This is a genomic window from Antarctobacter sediminis (genome assembly GCF_019218285.1).
Lineage (GTDB): Bacteria > Pseudomonadota > Alphaproteobacteria > Rhodobacterales > Rhodobacteraceae > Antarctobacter > Antarctobacter sediminis.
In genome coordinates this window covers 366,685-387,658 of the sequence record NZ_JAHUZG010000003.1, presented here as the reverse complement: position 1 = coordinate 387,658, position 20,974 = coordinate 366,685, and the positions used below count along the sequence as shown (strand labels likewise).

Genomic DNA, 20,974 nt, shown 5'->3' with positions numbered 1-20,974 from the left:
ATGCGTCAAGAGCCCAATATTGCTGTTGTGCAAACCAAGAGGGCCTGACACGAAACGACGCCATGAACGCACAGGAAAACACCACCCGATCGCAGGCTGGGCGCGCCCGATCCCCCAAAGAGCAACTGATCCTCGATTGCGCGCTGAAGCTGTTGATCGAAACGGGGGATGCGGGGCTGACCATGCGCAAGCTTGCGGAAAGCGCGGGGATGCGGCTCAGCAACGTGCAGTATTACTTCAAGTCGCGGGATGACGTGCTTCAGGCCATGGTCGGTCAGTATTTCGAAGACTGCACCGAGAACCTTGGGCGGCTGATCCTAGAAAGCGATGCACAGACTGTGCGGGGCAGGGTGCTTTTCCTCGCGCGCGCGGGGCTGTCACATGGCGAAGAGATCTCGGACATGTGCCGGGCGTTCCGCGAGATCTGGGCCATTTCAAGCCGGAACCAGATCATCGACCGTTGCCTGATGGATTACTACCGGACCTTCGCCGAACTGCTGGTACGCGATGCGATCCCGCAATCGACGGATGATCATTCCCGGCGCAAACTGGAAACCTTGCTGGTCACTTTCTTCGAGGGCTATTCGATCACCGCCCGCGCGCTGCCCCTGAGCACCGAAGAAGCCGCCGAGATGCTCACCGATCTGGCCATGTCAGTCGTCAAGTAGCGGCAGGCAAGGTAGAGAATTCGGGAAAACGTCACTCGTCATGGCCGGGTGTATCAGTGATTCGGCGCATTGCTGGTAATGATGATTATGTTAATATTTCATCAAGAACCATGCCCTTGACCGCCAAGCCCGTGCATCATGTCTAATTCGGGCTTGGCATCCGTGCGCAACGTCGTCGGATCAAACCTGATGCAGGTACACGGCTATGGGTCGGTTCCTGGGGCGGGTGTTTCGTTCAACCAATATATGTCTGACCTTCGTCCCGACGGATCTGACAGGCCCAACTTTTGAAAACCCCGAGCGGCGGTCCTGGATCGAAGGAAAGATCGCACTGGCGGCCGAGGATCTGACCGCCGGGCACTGCGGTCTAGCTTGCCTCGTCACGGATCACCGGGACGGCGCCGAAGGTGGATGGCGTCTGGACCAGCGCATAGCAAAAACGGTGCAAGGTCGTCGGATCAGCCAAGCCGGATTGGTCGGCCCGGCAACTTTGGACGCTTATTCGTAGCCCTTTTTGGCCTTTTCCATCTGGATCGCAAAGCGCGCGCCCTTGGCCTCTGTCTCATCGTCGAACCAGTCGACACGGATCTGACCGGGCTGACCGGTCCGGCCCCATTCCCGCACCAGAGACCAGTCCCCGAAAAGGCCCGGCATGAGTTCCATGCGATAAAAATGGCTTGTGTTCGAGCTTTCTTCGACCCGTATCAGATCCACGCCTGCCTCCAACTTCGGGATGTGCCGCCGCGCCCGGCACCGGATGAACCTCAGTTTTGCCCTGTCGGCTCGGCGCATGCAATATCCGGTACGGTTATTGCTCCTGTGCGGTGGTCCTCCAGATACTGAAACCGGCCACCATGACCATGACGGTTGCAACGACGATCACACCAAGAAACGCCTGATCAAAGGCGTCCCGGGCAAGGGCGACCAAGCGGTCGGCGGCCCCCTTGCCCAGTGCCTCGGCGGCCATGATCGCCTCGTCCAGACTGTCGGCGGCAGTCCCCGACACACCCGCCGGAAGGATCATCGCCCGGGTATAAAGCGCGGTCATGACGCTGCCCAGCACCGCCACCCCAAGCGCCCCGCCCAGTTCGAACGACACTTCCTCGATCGATGCCGCCATGCCGGCGCGGTCTTCGGGCGCGGACATCATGATTGCGCTGGAGGCAGCGGTCATCGTCGCCCCAAGACCAAAACCCATGACCGCAAGGCTGGACAGCCAGAGCCAGGCGGGCCCCTTGTGGGCCGCAAGGTAGAACAACAATGCAGCGCCCGACAAAAGCAGCGCACCGGACAAAACGCGCCCTGCCCCGATCCGAGGCAGCGCCAACCCCGTCAAGGGCCCCGACAGGAAAGACGCCGCCGGGATCGGCAGGATCATCAGCCCGGCCTGCAACGGACTGAGGCCAAGCACCAGTTGCAGGCGCTGGCTGAACACCAATTCAACACCGATCAATGCGGCCGAGGCCACGGTCGCCGCAACAACGCCCGAGGAAAACCGGCTGTTGCGAAACAGGGCAAAGTCGATCAGCGGATTCGCGCTCTGCCGCTGGCGGCGGACAAAGGCAATCATGGCGACCAGACCGACCGCAACCATCGTGACCGCCATTGGCCACGACGGATCACGTTTGCTCGCTTCCTTGATGGCAGAGACAAGGCCGACCAACCCCACCATGACCTGAAGGGAACCGAGGAAGTCAAAAGGATGGGAATGCTCGGGCCGCCTGTTGACCAGCACGACCACGCCAGCCGCAAAGGCGACCAGAACAATGGGAAGGTTGATCAGGAACACCGATCCCCACCAGAACCACTCCAGCAACAAGCCGCCAACCACCGGCCCAACCGCCGCGCCGCCCGATGCCACGGCGGCCCAGATGCCGATGGCAAAGGCACGTTCGGCATCGTCGGTGAAGGTCAGGCGGATCAGGGACAGGGTCGCAGGCATCATCATGGCTGCCCCCACGGCCAGAAGAACCCGCGCCGCGATCAGCATGGCCGGTGTCGCGGAAAAAGCCGCCGCGACAGAGGCCCCGCCAAAAACCACCAGCCCCGCAAGAAACATGTGCTTGTGACCGAAACGGTCCCCCAATCCGCCAAGGCCCGGCAGCAAACCGGCCACCACCAGCGGATAGGCATTCACGATCCACAGTTTCTGGGTCGCCGTGGCAGCAAGATCATAGGTCAACCGAGGCAATGCCGTGTAGAGTACCGTCATGTCGATGACGATCAGGAAAAGCGCACTTGAGACAATGGCCAGAACAAGCCAGCGGCTGCGGGGGAGCATCGGGTATATCCTTCGGAACAGACGAGTCGATTTGCACTCGGTACGCGACAAATATAAATACAGTCGTATCGTAATGGAATAGGAAATGGCAGGCAGACCACGCAGTATCGACCGAAACAAGGTGCTGGACGCCGCCGAGGCGCTGGTTCTGGATTCCGGCGCAGGCGCGCTTAGCTTTGACGCCGTGGCGAAAGCGGCCGGTGTGACCAAGGGCGGGGTGCAATATGCCTTTGGCACCCGTGACAACCTGATCCGGGCCATGATCACCCGATGGGGAGAGGCCTTTGACGCCGATGTGGCAAAACGCACAGGACCAGAGCCCTCGCCACGCCAAAGAATTCAGGGGCATCTATCCGCGTCGCGCGATGCGGATGCGGCGGAACATTCACGATCTGCCGTCATGATGACGGCGCTTGTCCAGCACCCCGATCAACTGGCCGACACCCGCGACTGGTACAACACGCGTCTGGCCGGTCTGGACCTGTCGAAACCCGAAGATCGCAAACTGGCCCTTGCCTTCCTCGCCGGCGAAGGTGCCTTCCTGCTCAAGGCTTTTGGATTGATGGATATCGGCGACGCGGACTGGAAAGCCCTGTTCGCCGATATGCTGGCCGCCACCTCTGTTGCGGAGGACAAACCCGAATCCGAGGATTGACGCTCTGCGCGCACTATATTTTCGCGGTAAGCGCCGCGCTGAAATCGGCCCATTGAGCCCGTTCGATCGCATCAGACCCTGCGATGGCCCAATAGCTTTCATGGTGGTCCAGAACGTCCGCCCCCAGACGCACCAGACGCCCGGCCTTGAGATCGGCATCGCACAGCGGCAAAGAGCCCAGCACAACCCCCAACCCCGCCCGCGCGGCCCCAAGTGCCGACAGGAAAGTGTCAAAATGCAAATGCGGCAAAGGCGTTGTGGGAATCCCGAACCGTGTCGCCCATGTTGTCCACCCCGGTCGAGGCCCCGAACAGGCAATACGCGGCCATTCTGACCAATGACCGCAACGCCGCGCCAGATCCGGGGACGCAAGCGGCGCGATCTTCTCGGAGAAAAGCCTGGTCTTGTGATCATGAGGCCAATCGCCCGACCCATAGCGGATGCGGATGACTTCGTCCAAGGCGGCTTCATGCGTGCCAAGCACCATGGACTGGATCGTCAACTGCCCGTTGCTTACCTCTCCGACCATGGCAAGACGCGGCAGCAGCCACAGGTCGATGATGGATTGGCTGGCCGAAATCGTCATTTGTCCGCGCCCCGATCCAAAGAGCGCCATGGAACTGTCCCGAAGATTGCCAAACGCCGCACGCACATGCGGCAGCCATGCCTCCCCTTCAACCGTCAACTCGATGGATTGCGCGTGTCGAAAGAACAGCGTGGTCCCAAGCTGCTTTTCCAGATTTCCGATCCTTTGGCTGACGGCCGATTGCGTAAGGCCAAGCTCACCGGCGGCCGCGGTGAAACTCTGGCATCGGGCGGCAGCCTCGAAGGCACGGATCCATTCCAGCGGAGGCGTCTTGAACTGACGCTTTGGCATTAGCTCACCTAAGTCTTGGTGTGAAAATTGCTAATTTGATCTTATGCATGACCACTGCAACTGTGTCGCCAGAAATCTGCCACCCAAGGACAGCCTCATGACTTCCGTTTCCGTCGATGCTTCGGGCGAATACCTGACGCTTGTGACCGAAGACTCGCGCCACCGCTTCCACGCCATCTGGCTGCGCGACAACGCCAGCGACCCCGAAACGCGGGCACCGGCAAATGGCCAGCGGCTGATTGCCCTGCGCGACATCCCGACCGATACGCGCATCAGCGCAGCCGAGGTCACAGGCGCGCTGCTGGAGGTCGCCTTTGCCCCCGAAGGCAAACGCGTGACCTTTGACCTCGGCTGGCTGGCGACACATGCCTATGACAACGTCCAGACGCAGCGCCGCGGCTGGACCGCGCCCGAGATCGAACTTTGGGATTCGGGCCTGATGGGGCACGTGCCGACCGGCGATTTTGCCGATCTGGCAGCGCGCGGCGCGGGCCTGTCACAATGGCTTGGCGAGGTCACCAAATTCGGCTTTGGCAAGGTGGTAAACGGCCCGGTCGAAGAAGGCGCGCTGTTCAGGATCGTCGATCTATTCGGCTATGTCCGTGAAACCAACTATGGCCGTCATTTCGACGTGCGCACAGAGGTCAATCCGACGAACCTTGCGTTCACCGGCCTTGGGCTTCAGGCCCATACCGACAATCCCTATCGTGACCCGGTTCCGACCGTTCAGGTGCTCTATTGCCTCGAAAGCTCTGCCGCCGGGGGCGAGAACATGGTGGTCGACGGGTTTGCAGCTGCGCGACGCCTGCGGGACGAAAACCCGGACTTTTTCGATGTCCTCGCGAACCATTGCGCGCGGTTCGAATACGCGGGCGAAGCAGGCGTCTGCCTGACCTCGCGCCGCCCGATGATCGAACTTGCCCCGGATGGCGAGCTGATCGGCGTGCGCTTTAACAACCGCTCGCTGTCCGCGGTGACGGATGTGCCTTTCGACAAGATGGCAACCTATTACGCAGCCTATCGCCGGTTTGGCGAAATCATCGACGAAGAGGCGATGGAAGTCACCTTCCGGCTGGAACCGGGCGAAGCTTTTGTTGTCGACAACACCCGCGTGCTTCATGCGCGCAAGGGATATTCCGGCGACGGAACACGATGGCTTCAGGGCTGTTATGCGGACAAGGACGGCCTGCGATCGACGCGCGACGCCCTGCTTCGCGACTTGCAGCGGGAGGCCGCGGAGTGAAACCCGATATCGACAGCCTGAGCCGCGATACAATCGTGGCATTCATCGGCTCTATCTTTGACCGGCGTGGCGGTGAAGAATACCTTGGCGAGCCCGTGACAATGGGCCAGCACATGTTGCAAGGCGCGGCGATTGCCGAACAGAACGGCCAGCCGGAAGAGATCATCGTGGGGGCCCTGCTGCACGACATCGGGCATTTCACCAGTGAATTCGGCACGTTCACCATGAATGATACCGAAGACCGCCACCACGAGGATGCCGGTGCCGAAGTGCTGGAACGGTTCTTTCCAAGCGTTATCACCGACTGCGTGCGCTATCACGTGGCCGCCAAACGTTATCTCTGCGCGACCCGGCCCGAGTATTTCCGGCGCCTGTCCGAGGCATCCGTACATTCGCTGAACCTGCAAGGCGGACCCATGACAGCCTCGGAGGTTACCGAATTCGAGAAGAACCCCAACCTCAAACGGATCATCGCCGTGCGCTATCTGGACGACGCTGGCAAACGACCGGACATGAAGACGCCGGACTTCTGGCATTTTGCCCCGATGGTGCAGCGCATGGTCGACCAACACTGCGCCGCTTAGCGCAAACCGCGTGTTCCGGCCTGTCCGCTCACGGGTTCCCGGATCAAAGGACAGGCCGTGACATCACCGGGGGATAAAGGGCCAGGTGAATCCCGTGGCCCGTTCGGACAGCGCCCATAGTCGCGTCATATCGGCTTTGTCGTGGGCGTGCGGTTCCAGCGTGCCGCGCCCCACCGGTCCCACGAATTCCATCCGCCCGGTCGGCCCGTACAGGGCGCGTTGTTCCAACCTGCGTTCGGTGGCGCACATAATCTCGGGATAAGCCCCCTGTTCGGCCGATTGCACCATCGGCGTCTTGCTCATCAGCCACCACATGATCCGCGTCGCCATCCCTCCGCTGGTGCGGATCAGCGACGTGGCCGAAGAACCGGGGTGGCAGACAAATACCTGCACCTTGCTTTGCCAAGCCCTGACCCGGTCCTGAAGCTCATAAGCGAACATCATCTGCGCCAGTTTGCTCTGGCTGTAAGCGGCGTTTGCGCCATACCCCTCGTTCCAGTTCAGATCCTCGAACTTGATGCGGCGCAACCCCATCTTGTAGCCAAGGCTGGCAACCACGACGATGCGCCCGCCTGACTGGTCGATACGGTCAAACAGCTTTCCACACAGCAGGAAGTGGCCGAAATGATTGGTACCAAGCTGGCTTTCAAACCCGTCAACGGTCAACTGGCGGGCGGGCACCTGCGCGATGGCTGCGTTACAGATCAAGGCATCTATGCGCGGGGCCGTATTGAGAAGTTCCTCTGCCGCAGTGGCCACGCTGTCCAGATCAGACAGGTCCATAGGGATAAAACTGACGTCCGCCTTGGTGCCGAACTCCGCCTTGAGGTTCCGCAGGGCGGTGGTCGAACGACCGGCGCTGCGGTTCAGCATGACAACCCGGGCGCCATGGCCCAACAGGATGCGGGCGGCCTGAAACCCCGTTCCGGCATTGGCGCCGGTGATGACAAAGGTCTTGCCGGCCTGCGGCTCTAACCGGTCCGGGAGCCAACCTTTCGGTCCAAAGGTCCTGTCCGCCATCACGTTCTTCCTTTCACTTGTCGCGCCGTTGGGGCTGGGTGATTGGCGACGTAAGTCTTGACTGCGATCCCAGACAGGCCAATTCCGCTCGAATACTTGCCCGTTTGTCTCAGCGGCGTTGCGAAAGGCTCGTCACAACTTTTACAAGTTCCCCCATGAGCAAAAGCGCCATCAGACAGATCATCGAGACACGGACGCCACGCGACGGCCTGATCGACACCGGTATTGCAGGCGTCCAGCTTTTCCGCGCGACCGAGGCCGTACCTTGCGCCCCTGCAGTATATGACCCCTGCGTGGTTGCCATTGTCAGCGGTGGCAAAGAGGCGGTTCTGGACGGAAACCGCCACGTCTACGGCAGCCGCGAGTATCTGTGCTGTCCAATGTCCATGCCGGTCGAAGCTGGAACGCCATCCGCCTCGCCCGACAACCCGCTCCTTGGTGTCTATATCGCCTTGGACCCGCGCCTGATGACGGAACTGACGCTGGAAATGGCCACCGTGGGCGACCCGCAACCAAGGCCAGAAGGCAAGGCACGCGGTATCCGGCTGGCCACTTGGGATGCCGGCTTTGCCGATGGACTATTGCGGTTGCTGCACCTGCTGGACAGTCCAACGGACATGGCCATTCTGGGCATGTCCCGCCTGCGGGAAGTCTATTACGCCATCCTCAAAGGGGAGGCCGGTGCCTTTGCCCGGCACTCCTTTGGCCCCGGCAATGCCATCGCCCGTGCCATTGCCCATGTCTCGGCCAATCTGGCCGATCCTGCATCCATCGAAGACCTTGCCGCCCGCGCCGGTATGAGCCGCGCCGTATTCCATCGCAAGTTCAAGCAAGCCACGACGATGTCCCCGATCCAGTTCGTAAAATCCATGCGCCTGAACAAAGCCGCGATGAAGATCGCCAGTGGCATGACGGTTTCCGAGGCCGCCAGGCAAGTCGGCTATGTCAGCGCCTCGCAATTCAGCCGTGAGTTCAAGCGGATGTATGGAAACGCGCCTCGCAGATGGAGTGACGCACAACAACCGGCATCACTTGGCCCCTGAGCGGATCAGGCGTGTGTCACCCCCTGCTTCTTGGGTCTGCTGACAACACCAACCTGACAGTCGAAGGGGAGGTATTCCGACCTGACCGTGGAACGCGTGGTCAAGAAAAAACGACCCGGAGCGCAGATGGCAGGCGATCGCTCAACGGTTCAGGCGGGCAACCCGGCGCGCGCCAGCAGGTCACAAAACGCTTTCAGGTGGTCGGTGTTGGCAAAGGGCAAGGTCCCCCTGACAAAGCCAAGGGTATAATTCGGGCTGGCGCTGCGCAGCGCGGCAATGGCGTCCCGAGCCTCCTCCTGCTTGCCAAGCCGTTCATAACAAGCCGCAAGCAAGGCTAGTGCATTGGCATGTTTGGGCATTTCGACCGCGGACCGTTCGGCATCGGCCAGCGCTTCGGCATAGCGTTCGGCCACAAAAAGTGCTCGCGACCGATGGACAAGATACAGGCCGGGAAAAAGCGGATTGAACCGGATCGCCGCGTCGATTTCCTCCAACGCCTCTGCGCCCCGGCCCATATAGGCAAAGGTCGCCCCGACGATCATGCGAAAATGCGCATTAGAGGGATTCAGCCGAACCGCCAGCCGGGCTTCGTCCAGACCGCGGCCAAAATCCTGTCCCCTATCCCGCCACCAAAGCGAAAACCCAAGGACGCAATGCCCCCAAGGTTCGTTCGGATCGGCGGCAATGGCCGCTTTGGCACAAGACAGGGCGGTGTCGAAAGGCCGGTCGTTTGCCTCGCTCCACCCGTTCGACGCCTCGATGTGATGCGCCCAACCAAGGATGGCATGTGCCCGCGCCAAATCCGGGTCCAGACCAATGGCGGCTTCTGCCTCTTTTCGTGCGCGTGCTGCACTTTCGCGGGAAAAGGACCAGATGTGCTGTTGAGCTTTCAACGCGTGATCATACGCGCCGATCGCATCGGTCCCGGTCTTCTGCACCCGCCGGTAGTGCCGGAGAGACACCTGCCCCACCAAGGTGTTGACGATGACCGTCGCGATCTCTTCCTGAACATCAAGAACATCTGCAACGTCGCGGTTGAAACGCTCGGCCCAGAGCGTCTTACGGCTTGCCACCTCGCAAAGCTGCACTGTCACCCGGATCCGCCCCTGAGAGCGCCGGACGCTGCCTTCCAGCATGTAATCCACGTCAAGCCGGGCGGCAAAGTCACCTGCTGCGCTGGTATGATCATGGAAAGCGAACGCCGATTGCCGCGCGATCACGAACAGTTCGTCATAGCGGGACAGGTCGGTGATGATGTCATCCGCGATACCATCGGAAAAGAACGACTGTTCGGCATCGCCGGACAAGTTCTCGAAAGGGAGGACCACGATCGAAGGCTTGCCCGCACCTGCGCCCAAGAGGCGGGACATCTGCGCGGCGGGCCGTGAATCAACGGCCCTGTCTGGTGTGGGAACAAAGAGAAACCCGCGGCGCGACACGGTCCTGATGACCCGCTGATTCCTGCCATCATCGCCAAGGGCACGACGCGCCGCGTTGATCCGGGATGAAATTGCGGAGTCCGAGACGATCCGCCCCTGCCAGACCCCGTCGATGATGTCGTCCCTGCTGACGACACGACCGGGATGAGAGGCCAGGAAGGCGATCAGGTCCAAGACCTGCGGCTCGATGGGAACGACCACCCCGTCACGACGCAGCTCGCCCCTTGCGATGTCGATCTCAAAACCGTCGAAGGAAATCGTTTCGCCAGCCGTCATCCCAGATGGTGACCATAGGGCAAGCCGTTTCTCAAGCGGAAATGACCTTTTCTGGACAGCTTCTGGACGTCCCCGTCAAGCGCGGTCCCCGGCCACATGTCAGGTTCGGGGCATCACAAACGCAGATCAGATCAGGAGCCAGACCATGCACCGCCGCGATGCCCATGTCCTCACCCACTACACAAACATCACCGAAGCAAAAGGCAACGAGGTCCGCAATCTGCGGGCCATGGCAGCCCAGGCAATGCTGGGCAAGATGCGCCATGCCCTGCGCCGGGCCGTCCTCGGCATGACGACGACCAAACGCAATGCCAGCCAGCACCGCGCCTGATCCGCACGGCGTTGACGATGGAACAGGCGCCGCCCCTACCGGGCGGCGCCTGTCGCGATCAGCCCAGCAGGGCCAGCACTTTTTCCGCAGCCCCATCCGAGGACGCAGGGTTCTGGCCGGTCACCAGCCGCCCGTCGACCACCGAATGCGGCTGCCAGTCACCGACGCTCTCGAACTTGGCCCCAAGTTCGCGCATCCGCGTTTCCAGCAGGAAAGGCACCGCCTCGACAAGGCCGACGCCCTCTTCTTCGCTGTCGGTAAAGGCCGAAACCTTGCGTCCTTTCACGATGGGATCACCGTTGGCATCCACGGCCTTGGCAAAAGCCGCCGGCCCGTGACAAACAGAGGCGACCACCTTGCCGTTGTCCCATGCTGTGCCAATCACCTTGGCAACCAGATCGCTGGTGGCAAGGTCGAACATCGCGCCGTGACCGCCGGGGATGTAAAGCGCGTCATAGGCAGTGACGTCTTCGTCTTCCAGCCGACCGGGTTTAGCCAACAGCGCAACCGCCTTGTCATCGGCGCGGAAGCGCGTGACCGAAGCGGGCGCATCGTCGCCGGTCACATCGGAATTGGGGTCGATCGGGACAGCCTTGCCGCCCAACGTCACCAGCGTCACCTCGTGACCTGCGTCAAGAAAGGCATAGTAGGGGGTCGCCAGTTCTTCGTACCAGACGCCGGTGGATTTGCCGGTATCGCCCAGAACGTCGGATGCGGTGGACAGAACCAGAATGCGTGCCATGGAATGGGTCTCCTTGCGTTTTCGTTTCAGGGCGTCTGCGGCCCTGATCGTGTTGGGGCCTCAACGCTTCGACCCCGATGTAGGTTTCCCTTCCCGGATCAAGAAATTGATGCGGACAACGTCAGAAATCGATAATTCGGGGTTATGACGACACCTGACATCTCGCTTTTGCGCGTCTTCCATGCCGTTATGGAAGAACGCAACGTCACCGCCGCGGCGGCGCGACTGGGCCAATCCCAAAGCACGGTAAGCGCCGCCCTTTCGCGCCTGCGCGAGGCGCTTGGCGACGAGCTGTTCCTGCGCGCCAGGTACGGCGTGGAACCGACCGAAAAGGCAATTGAAATGGCGCCGGACATTGCGGCCGGGCTGGAACGGCTGGAGCAGGCCTTTCGGGCCGCCGAACCGTTCGACCCAGCGCGGACCACCCGCCGGTTTCGGTTGCTGATGGGCCCCTATGTCGAGATTGTTCTGGTGCCGGATCTGGCTGCGGCCTTTGCCGAACAGGCCCCGCTGGCCAAGCTGGAAATCTCGCCCGTCGGGCCAGACCTTGACCCACGCCAGTTGGCCGGGCGCACCTTCGATCTGGCGCTCGGACGGTTCGACAACCCGCCCGAAGATCTTGTGGTGTCACACCTGTTCGACAACGGATTCCGCTGTATCGTATCACCCCGGGCCATGCCCGAGGGGACCATGTTGGGCCGCGAGCTGTATGAAACCCTGCCCCATGTGATCGTGGCTCCGCCCGGCAAGTGGCGCACTGGCATTCATAAACGGACCGAAGCGACAGGGCTTCGTAGGAACACCGCTATCGTGGTCTCGCATTTCCTGTCGGCACCGCCCGCCGTGGCCCGGCTGGGCGGTATCGCAACGGTGCCTGAACGGGTGGCGGCGATGACCGCGGGGCCTTACGGCTTGCGGAATGAACCCGTGCCGGTCGAGCTGGGCACTTTCCCCAGCCAGATCGCATGGCACCCGCATCTGCGCCGCGACGAGGGGCACATATGGTTGCGGGGATTGATCAGCCGTATCGCTGCGGGTTTTGCGTTCGACGATTGAAATGGCGCTTGCGGCATCCGGCCGTTTGGGTGCGCTAGTGGTGCCAAGAAACTGGCAAATCACGCCAGATTCATGCGCCGTTCTGGCGCAGATCCTGACGGCTCAATCATGTTAGGCAGGTTGTCGGCAGGAAAGCAGGGATACGGCAGCGCGATACCCAATCGGCCCCTGTCTGAAACAGATTGGCACTCTGCTGCGCACCTCACCCGAACGCGTGTTGCGCCGCGCCGGGCTTGGCGCGGCGTCTGCACTTGTCCAAACGCAGCCTGCAACGCAGGCTATGGCGCTTTTGGCCCTCTGGAAGCCTTCCCGATGGACAAGGTCCGCCGTCAGTTCGACACCAATGTCATCGGTTTGCGGGCGATCACAAAGGCCCTTCTGCCCCACATACGGGCCAACGGTTCGGGTGTGATCGTCAACATCTCGTCGATTGGCAGGCAGATGACCTTACCGCTTGGCACGCTTTATCCGGGTCCAAATTCGCTGTCGAAGGGATCTCGGAGGCGCTGCATTTCGAACTGAAGGCCGCAGGGATCCGGGTCAAGATTATCGAACCCGGCATGATCGCCACCGATTTCGGCGGTTGGTCATTCGACTTTACCAACGACCAAAGCCTGACCGAATACCAGCCTGTCGTGCAGGCCCTGTTCGGCAGTTGAGCCGAAAACGCCAAGGCTTCGGAATAGATCGTGGGGGCAAATGCGATCTGGGGCGGCCGTGACGAACGGCACCGACACGCTGCGCTATCGGGCGGGTGCCGACGCCCTGGAAATCCTGAACAAGCGCTAGCCCCCTCCTGCCCGGCGAAATGTCTTGTCACGGGGGCATCCTGCCATCGCAAGACCGGTCAGGCGGGATAGGCTGTTTCCGCCGCAAGGCTTGGCGGCAGGCCAAAGAAAGCGCTGAAATCGCGGCTGAACTGGGCCGGACTGGCATAGCCCACGGCATGCGCGGTTTCGGCCACGCCCATACCGTTGTGGACCAGCAGGCTTTTGGCCTGCATGAGCCGTTTGCGTTTCAGGTATTGCAGCGGTGGCAGGCCCGTCACCGCCTTGAAATGCCGGTGGAACGAGGCCGCGCTCATCCCTGTGGCGCGGGCAAGATCAGAGACCCCGGCAAAAGCCTCGCCCGTGCCGTCGAGGTCACGCAAAACGCGGGCGATCCGCGCCTCGGGGCGGTTGCCGTGCAACTGGCTCAGCAAGGCCCGGCCATGCCGATCCAGAAGCGCGTGAAAAAAGATCTCGCGCAGAGTGCCGGGCGAAAGAACGGCCGCCTCTGCCGGGGAACACAACTGCCGGGCAAGTCTGGCAAGCGCTTCGCCCATTGATCCGGGCATCGCCAAGGGTTCGATCCCAAGGCCGGATTGCGGCGGCAACGTCGGCAGATCATGCTCGGACAACTCGGCGGCGAGGCTACGCAGGTCCTCCGGATCGGCGCTGAGGAAGATACCGATCAGCGGTTCTTCGGGCGACGCAACGGTTTCGCATTCAAAGTACAGCGGCAGGCCCACGGCAAGGTATTGGCCGGGTCCGTATTCGATGCGCCGATCACCGAAAAACCCGATTTTGCGCCCGGACACGATGATCGCGATGCCCGGCGCATAGCTCAGCGGCGCGCGGGCGACTGGCGCATCGGCCCAGAACAGCCGGACCGAGGGCACGCCTGTTTCGACAAATCCGATGCGGGCCTTCCTGTCCTGCGCATCGCGCAGGGCGGTTAACCGGGTTCTCAGTTCGTCGTTCATCTTGCCGCGTCTCTCTCGTGACGGAATTTGTCATATCGGCCGCCGCATGTCCCGCCCCAAGCGGGGGGATTGAGAGAAACCCGCATGACGCTGAGAGAAACCGACATTCAGGCACCGTAGTCGGCTGTCTAGGTCTGTCACAGTCCAAGGAACAACGGAGACGACGATGCTTGACCAACCGACCATCCCCGCAGACAAGCTGGCCATCGTAAAGGCGCTTGCCGGTTTCGCCGTGAAGCCCGCCTTTCGCACCCCGGTCCACAAGACGCCCGCCGATCACGGAATCGCGGATTGGGAAGACATCTATTTCCCCTCTGACGACGGCACACCGCTGGAAGGGTGGTACGTGCCCGCGGCAGGGGGCGAAAGTGACAAGCTCATCATCATGAACCACCCCATGCCAATGAGCCGTTCCGGCTTTACCGGGCATTTCGGCGAACCGTGGAGCCAGGTGGACGATATTGAAATCGACTTTGTCGCGCATATCGCGCACCTCGTCCGTGCCGGGTACAACGTGCTGGCCTACGACCTGCGCAACCACGGCAATTCCGCCGCCGCGAATGGCGGCATCTGCGGCATCGGGCGGTATGAATGGCGCGATTGCGTTGGGGCCAAGAGCTATGTCGACGCGCAGCCGCGCCTGTCGAAGATGAAGCTGGGCCTTTACAGCCAATGCACCGGCGGCAACGCCCAGTACGAGGCCATGTCGCGGCGTCCCGACCTGTTCGAAAACGTGCTGTGCATGCTCAGCCCGCTGGTGGTGTCGATGACCGCGCTGATGGGATCCTTTGCCAAGTTGCAGGGCGTGGGCGACTACATGGAGGCGATGGATTTCGAACAGAAAAAGCTGGGTGGCTTCACCAACGCCGAGATGACCCCGCATCTGTTTGCCGCCGATGTGAAGGTGCCGACTTTCGTGGTGCAGGTGCATGACGACGCATGGACCACACCGGAAGACGGCGAAACCACCTTTGACCTGCTGGGCAGCGCCGAAAAAGAGTTCTTCTGGATCGAGGGCACAACGCGCCGCTTTGATGGATACAACTATTTTGGTCAACATCCCGACCGGATGCTTGCCTGGTTCGACAGATACATGGGCTGATCCCTGTCGCGCCCGCCCGGAAACAACGGGGTTTCGGTGACGACCTCGGCAAACGTTCGGCTCTGGGCCTAATCCTCCAGCACCTCGCGGTGCTGGACGGCCTTTTTCAGACTGCGCAGGAACAGCGTTTCCAGTCCCGATCGTGTATGAGAGGCCCGCTGAATGATCCCGATGGGACGTTGGAACGCCGTGCTTTTCAGGGGCAGGAATTCGATGGCGTCGATGTGGCCTGACATAAGTGTCGGCAGGCGCGGCATCACTGTGATCAGGTCGGAACTGGCAACCGCCTTGTAGGCCGCTTCGGTCGAATCCGTGTCCAACGCGATATCAAAGGACCTGACCCCGAATTTTGCCAGCCCGTCTTCTGTCTGCATTCTCAGATAGCTGCCGCGCGAATGCGCCACCCAACGTTGCATCTCTAGGTGCTGGGGCAGGATTTCGGCCTGCCCGGCCAAGGCATGCCCCTTGCGGCAAACGATCCCCAGCACGTCTTCGGCCAGCGTTTCCGTTTCCAGTTGCAAGTCCAGAGAAAGCGGGCGGGCGGGTCCGATCATCAGGTTGATCTGACCAGTGGACAAAAGCGTTTCAAGCTCTGCCACAAGCCCGACGCGCAGTTCGACCCGGCAATCTGCATGGGTTGCAAGAAATGTGCTGAGGATCGGTGCAAGGAAATTGTCCGCGAGGGACGGCGGCGTCCCGATCAGCAGACTGCCGGCCCGACCGGTCGACACATGTTGCGCATAGGCGCGCGCCTGTTCATCCGCGGCCAGCATCATCAGGCCGAAGCGCGCAAAAGTGCTGCCCAGATCGGTGGCAATGGATTGCCGTCCGATCTTTTCAAAGATCGGCGCGCCCAGCCGGTCTTCGAGTTTCTTCATGTTCTTGCTGAGCGCGGGTTGCGTCAGACCCAGTTTCGCCGCCGCTGCCGCGAAAGAGCCGCTTTGCACAATCGTGGCAAGCTGGATCAGGTGGCGGGGGTCGATCTGCATGGGCTGTCCGGAACTGGTGTCGAGCATTGAATACCACCCCACGCTATAGCGCTCGTTTGCCGCCGTCATCACCCGCAACGTTGCGGACGGCGTTCAGTAACGGCGACAAAGAACACCCCGGCACCGCCAAACGATCAGCCTGCGGCCCGGCGGGCCTTGATCCGGGCCTGAACCAGCGGCCAGAGGGCCAGAACCAGTGTCAGAACGATGAAAAACAACGAAATCGGGCGTGTGATCAGCGGCAGCAGGCTGCCGTCATACAGCATCAGGCCCGACCGCAGTTCTTTTTCGGCCAGCGGCGCAAGGATGTAGCCAAGCACAAACGGACCGACGGGGAAACCACCACGGCGGAACAGGAATCCCAGCACCCCAAAGGCGATCATGACCCAGACGCTCGACATCGAATTCGACAGCGAATAGACGCCGATCACGCAGCACACGAGGATCGTCGGAAACAGATACGCGCGCGAGATCGTGGCGATCCGGGCGATTGGCCTGACCCCGGCGAACATCAGCGCCGCCATCATGAAATTCGCCACCAATGCCGCAGCGATCACGCCATAGGCAATATCGGGGCTGTTGGTGAACAGCAGCGGGCCGGGTTGCAGGTTATGGATCACCAGCGCGCCGATCAGGATCGCGTCGATCACGCTGCCCGGAATGCCAAGGGTGATCAGCGGGATCAACGCGCCGTTGACCGAGGCATTGTTGGCCGATTCCGCCGCAACGATCCCGGCCTCTTCGCCGGTGCCAAAGGTCTCGGGGTGTTTGGAAAAGCTCTTGGTCGTGGTGTAGGCGACAATGGCCGCGATGGCGCTGCCGACGCCCGGCAAAACCCCGATCCAGGTCCCGATCAGCGAAGACCGCACCGCGTTGCCGCCATGTTTCCTGACATCCCCCGTTGAAGGCATGAAATCGGTCAGCGGGCCGCTTTGCTGCTGGATCGCCGGTTCCTTTTTCAGCACATCCTCGATGATCTGGCTGATGACAAAGACACCCAGCAGGACCGGCAATAGGGAAAACCCGCCGCTGATCGCGTTGAAACCGAAATTCAGCCGCAGGACGCCCGAGGACGTATCCGGGCCGACCATGGCCACCGCCATGCCGAACAGCGCGATCAACAGCCCCTTGACCAACGTGCCCTCGGCAATTGTTGCAATCAGCACCAGTGCCATCAGGACCAGCGTGAACAGCTCATACGGGCCGAACTTGAGCGCGAAATCCGCAAGCGGCGGCGAAAGCAGTGCCAAAAACAGCCACGAGATCAAACCGCCGACAAAAGACGCCATGATCCCCAGCGACAGCGCCCGCCCGGCCCGGCCTTGGGCCGCCATCGGATAACCGTCCAGCACCGTCATCACCGCCGATGGCGTGCCGGGCATTTTCAGCATGATCGCGGGAATCAACCCGCCGCTGACCGATCCGACATAGATCGAAACCAAAAGCATCAGCGCCAGAACCGAGTCCATGTAGAAGGTCACCGGCAGCAGCAGCGCAATCAGCATCGCACCGCCCAGCCCCGGGATCGCCCCCACGACGATGCCCAGCAGCACCCCCAGAAAGATGAAAAACAGCGGCGCAGGCGCCAGCACGTTTACGAAAGCCTCGAACAAATGCATGGCGCTGCTCCTATTGCGGAAGCACGACCGACAGGACGTCGGCGAAAACATAGGTAAGGGTCAGGCTCATCACGACCGCGATGGCGGCCACCGTGATCAGCTTGCGTGCCGTCAAATCGGTCATCGCCGCCCCCAGCGCGGCAAGAAAGACCATCGTGACCCCGGTGAAAGGCAGCGCCTTGGCCGTCAGAACCGCGAGGTAGGCCAGCGTGATGACGGAAACCAAGGCAAGCCGCAGCAGTTCGGGCTCTGCCTTGACGTATTGCGGCGCACTGGTGCGCCTTTCCAGAACAAAGCCCGCAGTGCGCAACGCCGTCAGCGCCAGCAGCAGCCAACCGATCCAGCGCGGTAGCCCGGCGGGGCCAAGCGGATCGAACATCGGTTCCGGCAGCGCCGCCGCGCCGATCAGCAACGCCACGCCGGTCGCGGCCAGCAGCAAGAGGCAAAGCGCCTCTCCGCGCTGCTGCGGTGACAGGAAAGTCATTTTGGTCTCCTCCCGTTGCCTCGGTCAGGCCCGGTACGTGGGCAAGGGCGCCCGGTCTTGCAGATTGATCATTTCAACCAGCATGGCCTGAACCAGCCGTGCCTGCTGCCCCGAATAATCCGGGTGATCCCAAAGGTTCACCACTTCGTCGGGGTCGTTTTTCAGATCGTACATCTCGTTCCAGTCTTCGCCGTAACGGATGGTGATGCGCCAGTCCTTTTCAAGGTAGGTGCGAATGCGCTGTGGCCGTTCAAATGCAGCCATCCTGCGCTGGCTGTCCTCTTCGATGATCAGCCCCTGCCGCTCTTGTCCGGCCATCAGCGCATTGACGCCCTGAACCCCGTGAAACGGCTGAATACCGGCCGTTTCCAGAATGGTCGGCCCGATGTCCAGCGCATTGTGCAAAGCATCAACGGTGCGGGCGTCAGGGGTCCTCGGATCGAACCAGATGAACGGCACGCGGACCAGCCCCTGGAAATGCATCAGCAGTTTCAGCATCAGGCCATGGTCGCCCATGTAATCCCCGTGATCCGAGGTAAAGACGACAATCGTATCCTCGGCCAGTCCCTGCTCTTCCAGCGTCTTGAGGACACGGCCGACCGCATCGTCGATCATGGTGATCGAACCATAGGTCAGGGCGATGATCTCGCGCGCTTCGCGTTCGGTCACGGCAAAGGGATCCTGACCGATCCGGGTTTCCGGCGCCTCGGCCAGTTGCTTTCGCAGATTCAGTATCGGTGGGATATCCCCTTTCCCAAAACTGGCGGGCAGATCCACCTCGTCGGGATCATACATGTCCCAATACTTGCCCGGCGGGGTAAAGGGGTGATGCGGATCCGGGAAGGACATCATCAGGAAAAAGGGATCGTCTTCCCGTGCCCTGTTCCCGAGGAACTCCTGGCTCTGCTCCGCGATCCAACTGGTCGGATACAGGTCCTCGGGGATCTGTGTGCGCCATGCCTGCGGTGCGTTGTAACGTTCATCCGGGATGGCGTTATCAGGGCCGCGCAGAGCCTCGATCTCGGGGTGGTTCCGTTGCAGCCAGACGGCATAGTCCCCGGTGACAAGGTCTGCGTGATCATCAGCGATCTGGACATGGTCGAAACCATAAAAGGGTGTGCGCACCCGGTGGTCCGGATCCTGCTGCCAGCGCAGCGCGGTTTCCTGCTCGTAGGCTTCACCGGACCGCAGGCGCTTGCTGGCTTCGCGCAGCCCCTCGGAAGGGTCGTCCAATCCGGGTTTCACCTGCCGTTTGGCCGTCGCCGGCAATCCGGTCATGCCCTGGATGTGCGACTTGCCGATCAGACCCGTCCGATAGCCCCGGTCGCGCAGCAAATCGACAAAGGTGGTCGACTCCAGCGACAGTGGGATACCGTTGTGCCGCCCGCCATGCAGGCTGGGCATGCGCGAGGTCAGGATGCTGGCGCGGTTGCACATGCAGATCGGGTTGGCGACGTAGAAACGGTCAAACCGGGTGCCCCGAGCGGCCAGCGCGTCGATGTTCGGGGTCCGCACGGTTGGGTTGCCATAGCATCCAAGGTGATCGGCGCGGTGCTGATCCGTCACGATGAAAAGAAAGTTGGGTTTCTTCGACATGATCTCTTCCGGCAAGGGGAGGTCGCGCGCCGCCGGTGGCAGCGTCCTGCTGGCCCGTGTGACAGCCCGGCCTTGCGGGCGGATACACGGGCGCGTTGGTCCGGTTTACCTGAGGTTGCCGGCGACGGCCGAAAGGTCGTCGTAGATCGTGGCCAGACGGGCCTTCAAAGCGTCGCCAGCCACGAACAGAACTTCGTCACCTTTGGTTTCGATGGTTTCGATCAACTGCGGATCCTTGGTCACCTGCTCGAAAACGCCAGCGAGTTTCGCCACCACCTCGTCGGGCGTGCCCGCAGGCGCGTACCAGACGTTGTCCAGACACGAGACAACATCATAGCCAAGCTCCTTGGCGGTTGGCGTGTCAGGCAGGTCCGGGTGACGCTCTTCGCCATAGTAGACCAGTGCGGACAGCTTGGGATTGCGCACCACCGGCGTGGCGACGACGACAGCGGATTTGGTATGGTTGCCAAGGATCGAAGCGATCCGGTCCGCGCCGCCGCCAGCGTTGACATAGCCCACCTTCATGTCGGCGGCCTTGGCGAACATCTCGGTGGTGAAATGCGCGATGCTGCCCACCAACGTCGCTTCTTTTACGGCCCGCGGGTTTTCCTTGACCTGCGCGATCCAGTCTGCGGCATCAGTGATCCCCGAACCTTCCGCCGTTGCGGTCAGCAGGCAAGAGAAATTGGTTTCCGCCACCGGCACAAGATCGGCATAGCTGAAATCCAGAACCCCGGTCAGTTCCGAGGTCATCATCGTCTGATGAATATACAGCAGGGTATAGCCGTCCGGATCTGCGTCCTTGGCCTGACGCATGCCGATGGTTGCCGCACCGCCCGGGACATTGACCACCACCATGGGCTGTTCCAGCAGGTCCAGCTCCTCGATGCGCTGGATCACAAGCCGGGCCATGACGTCCCCCTGCCCGCCAGCCGCAAAGGGCACGACCACCTGGATCGGTTTCTCGGGATAGCCCTGCGCGACAACGCCATTGGCCATCATGGTGGAAAGCGCCAGTGCGCCAGCGGTCAGTACGCCTTTGGGCATAAGATTACTCCTCCCTGTCATCTTGTTGCTTGGTTCCTGCTTACAGGTCCAACAGTTTCCGATCCAATTACGCGAACGGAAAATACATGCCCTAATGGAATGTGTTTCGATCCGCCACCGATCAAAAGCGCGTCAATTCAGGCCGGGACAGGCCCCGGTCGCCTGCGGATTGACGGGC

General features: G+C 61.5%; 20 protein-coding genes and 1 pseudogene. 9 read left to right on the top strand and 12 right to left on the bottom strand.

From position 1 onward, the window contains the following. The first annotated feature begins 62 nt into the window (after positions 1-62). Positions 63-668, top strand: coding sequence for a TetR/AcrR family transcriptional regulator (locus tag KJP30_RS16905; RefSeq protein ID WP_218450514.1), 606 nt, complete (start codon positions 63-65; stop codon positions 666-668). A gap of 498 nt (positions 669-1,166) precedes the next feature. Here the strand turns inward: KJP30_RS16905 and KJP30_RS16900 are convergent, their stop codons facing one another. Continuing rightward, on the bottom strand, positions 1,167-1,382 hold the full coding sequence (locus KJP30_RS16900; protein ID WP_224874633.1) for a WGR domain-containing protein: 216 nt from the start codon (positions 1,380-1,382) through the stop codon (positions 1,167-1,169). A gap of 94 nt (positions 1,383-1,476) precedes the next feature. After that, positions 1,477-2,949, bottom strand: coding sequence for an MFS transporter (locus KJP30_RS16895; protein ID WP_218450513.1), 1,473 nt, complete (start codon positions 2,947-2,949; stop codon positions 1,477-1,479). An 85-nt stretch (positions 2,950-3,034) separates the two neighbouring features. Between KJP30_RS16895 and KJP30_RS16890 the strand changes: the two genes are divergently transcribed. Continuing rightward, positions 3,035-3,604, top strand: coding sequence for a TetR/AcrR family transcriptional regulator (locus KJP30_RS16890; RefSeq protein WP_218450512.1), 570 nt, complete (start codon positions 3,035-3,037; stop codon positions 3,602-3,604). A 13-nt stretch (positions 3,605-3,617) separates the two neighbouring features. Here the strand turns inward: KJP30_RS16890 and KJP30_RS16885 are convergent, their stop codons facing one another. Then, positions 3,618-4,481, bottom strand: a complete 864-nt coding sequence (locus tag KJP30_RS16885) for a LysR family transcriptional regulator (RefSeq protein ID WP_218450511.1) — start codon at positions 4,479-4,481, stop codon at positions 3,618-3,620. Positions 4,482-4,578: 97 nt separating this feature from the next. Between KJP30_RS16885 and tmpA the strand changes: the two genes are divergently transcribed. Both tmpA and tmpB read left to right on the top strand, forming a co-directional pair. Continuing rightward, a complete protein-coding gene (gene tmpA / locus KJP30_RS16880; RefSeq protein ID WP_218450510.1) occupies positions 4,579-5,724 on the top strand; it encodes a 2-trimethylaminoethylphosphonate dioxygenase in 1,146 nt (381 codons plus the stop codon). After that, entirely contained in the window at positions 5,721-6,308 is a 588-nt protein-coding gene (gene tmpB, locus KJP30_RS16875; RefSeq protein WP_343222792.1) for a (R)-1-hydroxy-2-trimethylaminoethylphosphonate oxygenase, read from the top strand. Before tmpA ends, tmpB begins: the two co-directional genes overlap by 4 nt. Positions 6,309-6,371: 63 nt before the next feature. On the opposite strand, the gene KJP30_RS16870 is transcribed toward tmpB, so the two are convergent. Next, positions 6,372-7,328 (bottom strand): SDR family oxidoreductase, encoded by a 957-nt coding sequence (locus tag KJP30_RS16870; protein ID WP_218450508.1) that lies wholly within the window; start codon positions 7,326-7,328, stop codon positions 6,372-6,374. A gap of 155 nt (positions 7,329-7,483) precedes the next feature. Here KJP30_RS16870 and KJP30_RS16865 point away from each other — a divergent pair, with 155 nt between their 5' ends. Continuing rightward, the gene (locus KJP30_RS16865; RefSeq protein WP_218450507.1) at positions 7,484-8,371 is read left to right on the top strand and encodes an AraC family transcriptional regulator; all 888 of its coding nucleotides are present in this window, start codon (positions 7,484-7,486) and stop codon (positions 8,369-8,371) included. A 149-nt stretch (positions 8,372-8,520) separates the two neighbouring features. Here the strand turns inward: KJP30_RS16865 and KJP30_RS16860 are convergent, their stop codons facing one another. Further along, positions 8,521-10,086: a winged helix-turn-helix domain-containing tetratricopeptide repeat protein gene (locus KJP30_RS16860; RefSeq protein WP_218450506.1), complete on the bottom strand. Its 1,566-nt coding sequence runs from the start codon at positions 10,084-10,086 to the stop codon at positions 8,521-8,523. Positions 10,087-10,231: 145 nt separating this feature from the next. On the opposite strand from KJP30_RS16860, the gene KJP30_RS16855 reads away from it, so the two are divergent. Further along, entirely contained in the window at positions 10,232-10,417 is a 186-nt protein-coding gene (locus tag KJP30_RS16855; protein WP_218450505.1) for a hypothetical protein, read from the top strand. Between the two features lie 58 nt (positions 10,418-10,475). On the opposite strand, the gene KJP30_RS16850 is transcribed toward KJP30_RS16855, so the two are convergent. After that, positions 10,476-11,159: a type 1 glutamine amidotransferase domain-containing protein gene (locus KJP30_RS16850; protein WP_218450504.1), complete on the bottom strand. Its 684-nt coding sequence runs from the start codon at positions 11,157-11,159 to the stop codon at positions 10,476-10,478. Positions 11,160-11,303: 144 nt separating this feature from the next. On the opposite strand from KJP30_RS16850, the gene KJP30_RS16845 reads away from it, so the two are divergent. Then, on the top strand, positions 11,304-12,215 hold the full coding sequence (locus KJP30_RS16845) for a LysR family transcriptional regulator (RefSeq protein WP_218450503.1): 912 nt from the start codon (positions 11,304-11,306) through the stop codon (positions 12,213-12,215). A gap of 72 nt (positions 12,216-12,287) precedes the next feature. Then, positions 12,288-12,733, top strand: a pseudogene (locus tag KJP30_RS25180) (SDR family NAD(P)-dependent oxidoreductase); the annotation flags it as partial. A 329-nt stretch (positions 12,734-13,062) separates the two neighbouring features. Here the strand turns inward: KJP30_RS25180 and KJP30_RS16835 are convergent. Beyond that, on the bottom strand, positions 13,063-13,959 hold the full coding sequence (locus KJP30_RS16835) for an AraC family transcriptional regulator (RefSeq protein WP_218450501.1): 897 nt from the start codon (positions 13,957-13,959) through the stop codon (positions 13,063-13,065). Between the two features lie 166 nt (positions 13,960-14,125). Here KJP30_RS16835 and KJP30_RS16830 point away from each other — a divergent pair, with 166 nt between their 5' ends. Further along, positions 14,126-15,061: an alpha/beta hydrolase family protein gene (locus KJP30_RS16830; RefSeq protein ID WP_218450500.1), complete on the top strand. Its 936-nt coding sequence runs from the start codon at positions 14,126-14,128 to the stop codon at positions 15,059-15,061. 68 nt (positions 15,062-15,129) lie between these two features. Here KJP30_RS16830 and KJP30_RS16825 read toward each other — a convergent pair whose 3' ends face one another. The 5 genes from KJP30_RS16825 to KJP30_RS16805 form a co-directional block, all read right to left on the bottom strand. Next, entirely contained in the window at positions 15,130-16,050 is a 921-nt protein-coding gene (locus KJP30_RS16825; protein WP_218450499.1) for a LysR family transcriptional regulator, read from the bottom strand. A 134-nt stretch (positions 16,051-16,184) separates the two neighbouring features. Beyond that, positions 16,185-17,669, bottom strand: a complete 1,485-nt coding sequence (locus tag KJP30_RS16820) for a tripartite tricarboxylate transporter permease (RefSeq protein WP_218450498.1) — start codon at positions 17,667-17,669, stop codon at positions 16,185-16,187. Positions 17,670-17,679: 10 nt separating this feature from the next. Next, positions 17,680-18,153, bottom strand: coding sequence for a tripartite tricarboxylate transporter TctB family protein (locus KJP30_RS16815; RefSeq protein WP_218450497.1), 474 nt, complete (start codon positions 18,151-18,153; stop codon positions 17,680-17,682). Positions 18,154-18,177: 24 nt separating this feature from the next. Beyond that, positions 18,178-19,749, bottom strand: a complete 1,572-nt coding sequence (locus KJP30_RS16810; protein ID WP_218450496.1) for a sulfatase family protein — start codon at positions 19,747-19,749, stop codon at positions 18,178-18,180. A 105-nt stretch (positions 19,750-19,854) separates the two neighbouring features. Continuing rightward, positions 19,855-20,796, bottom strand: coding sequence for a tripartite tricarboxylate transporter substrate binding protein (locus tag KJP30_RS16805; RefSeq protein WP_218450495.1), 942 nt, complete (start codon positions 20,794-20,796; stop codon positions 19,855-19,857). Positions 20,797-20,974 lie beyond the last annotated feature (178 nt).

Excerpts from the sequence above, each read along its gene's own strand:
- KJP30_RS16895 (WP_218450513.1), bottom strand. The coding sequence starts at position 2,949 with ATGCTCCCCCGCAGCCGCTGGCTTGTTCTGGCCATTGTCTCAAGTGCG.
- KJP30_RS16885 (WP_218450511.1), bottom strand. The coding sequence starts at position 4,481 with ATGCCAAAGCGTCAGTTCAAGACGCCTCCGCTGGAATGGATCCGTGCC.
- KJP30_RS16820 (WP_218450498.1), bottom strand. The coding sequence starts at position 17,669 with ATGCATTTGTTCGAGGCTTTCGTAAACGTGCTGGCGCCTGCGCCGCTG.
- KJP30_RS16825 (WP_218450499.1), bottom strand. The coding sequence starts at position 16,050 with ATGCAGATCGACCCCCGCCACCTGATCCAGCTTGCCACGATTGTGCAA.
- KJP30_RS16855 (WP_218450505.1), top strand. The coding sequence starts at position 10,232 with ATGCACCGCCGCGATGCCCATGTCCTCACCCACTACACAAACATCACC.
- KJP30_RS16870 (WP_218450508.1), bottom strand. The coding sequence starts at position 7,328 with ATGGCGGACAGGACCTTTGGACCGAAAGGTTGGCTCCCGGACCGGTTA.
- KJP30_RS16805 (WP_218450495.1), bottom strand. The coding sequence starts at position 20,796 with ATGCCCAAAGGCGTACTGACCGCTGGCGCACTGGCGCTTTCCACCATG.
- KJP30_RS16850 (WP_218450504.1), bottom strand. The coding sequence starts at position 11,159 with ATGGCACGCATTCTGGTTCTGTCCACCGCATCCGACGTTCTGGGCGAT.
- KJP30_RS16835 (WP_218450501.1), bottom strand. The coding sequence starts at position 13,959 with ATGAACGACGAACTGAGAACCCGGTTAACCGCCCTGCGCGATGCGCAG.
- KJP30_RS16830 (WP_218450500.1), top strand. The coding sequence starts at position 14,126 with ATGCTTGACCAACCGACCATCCCCGCAGACAAGCTGGCCATCGTAAAG.
- KJP30_RS16810 (WP_218450496.1), bottom strand. The coding sequence starts at position 19,749 with ATGTCGAAGAAACCCAACTTTCTTTTCATCGTGACGGATCAGCACCGC.
- tmpA (WP_218450510.1), top strand. The coding sequence starts at position 4,579 with ATGACTTCCGTTTCCGTCGATGCTTCGGGCGAATACCTGACGCTTGTG.
- KJP30_RS16905 (WP_218450514.1), top strand. The coding sequence starts at position 63 with ATGAACGCACAGGAAAACACCACCCGATCGCAGGCTGGGCGCGCCCGA.
- KJP30_RS16890 (WP_218450512.1), top strand. The coding sequence starts at position 3,035 with ATGGCAGGCAGACCACGCAGTATCGACCGAAACAAGGTGCTGGACGCC.
- KJP30_RS16865 (WP_218450507.1), top strand. The coding sequence starts at position 7,484 with ATGAGCAAAAGCGCCATCAGACAGATCATCGAGACACGGACGCCACGC.
- KJP30_RS16815 (WP_218450497.1), bottom strand. The coding sequence starts at position 18,153 with ATGACTTTCCTGTCACCGCAGCAGCGCGGAGAGGCGCTTTGCCTCTTG.
- KJP30_RS16845 (WP_218450503.1), top strand. The coding sequence starts at position 11,304 with ATGACGACACCTGACATCTCGCTTTTGCGCGTCTTCCATGCCGTTATG.
- KJP30_RS16860 (WP_218450506.1), bottom strand. The coding sequence starts at position 10,086 with ATGACGGCTGGCGAAACGATTTCCTTCGACGGTTTTGAGATCGACATC.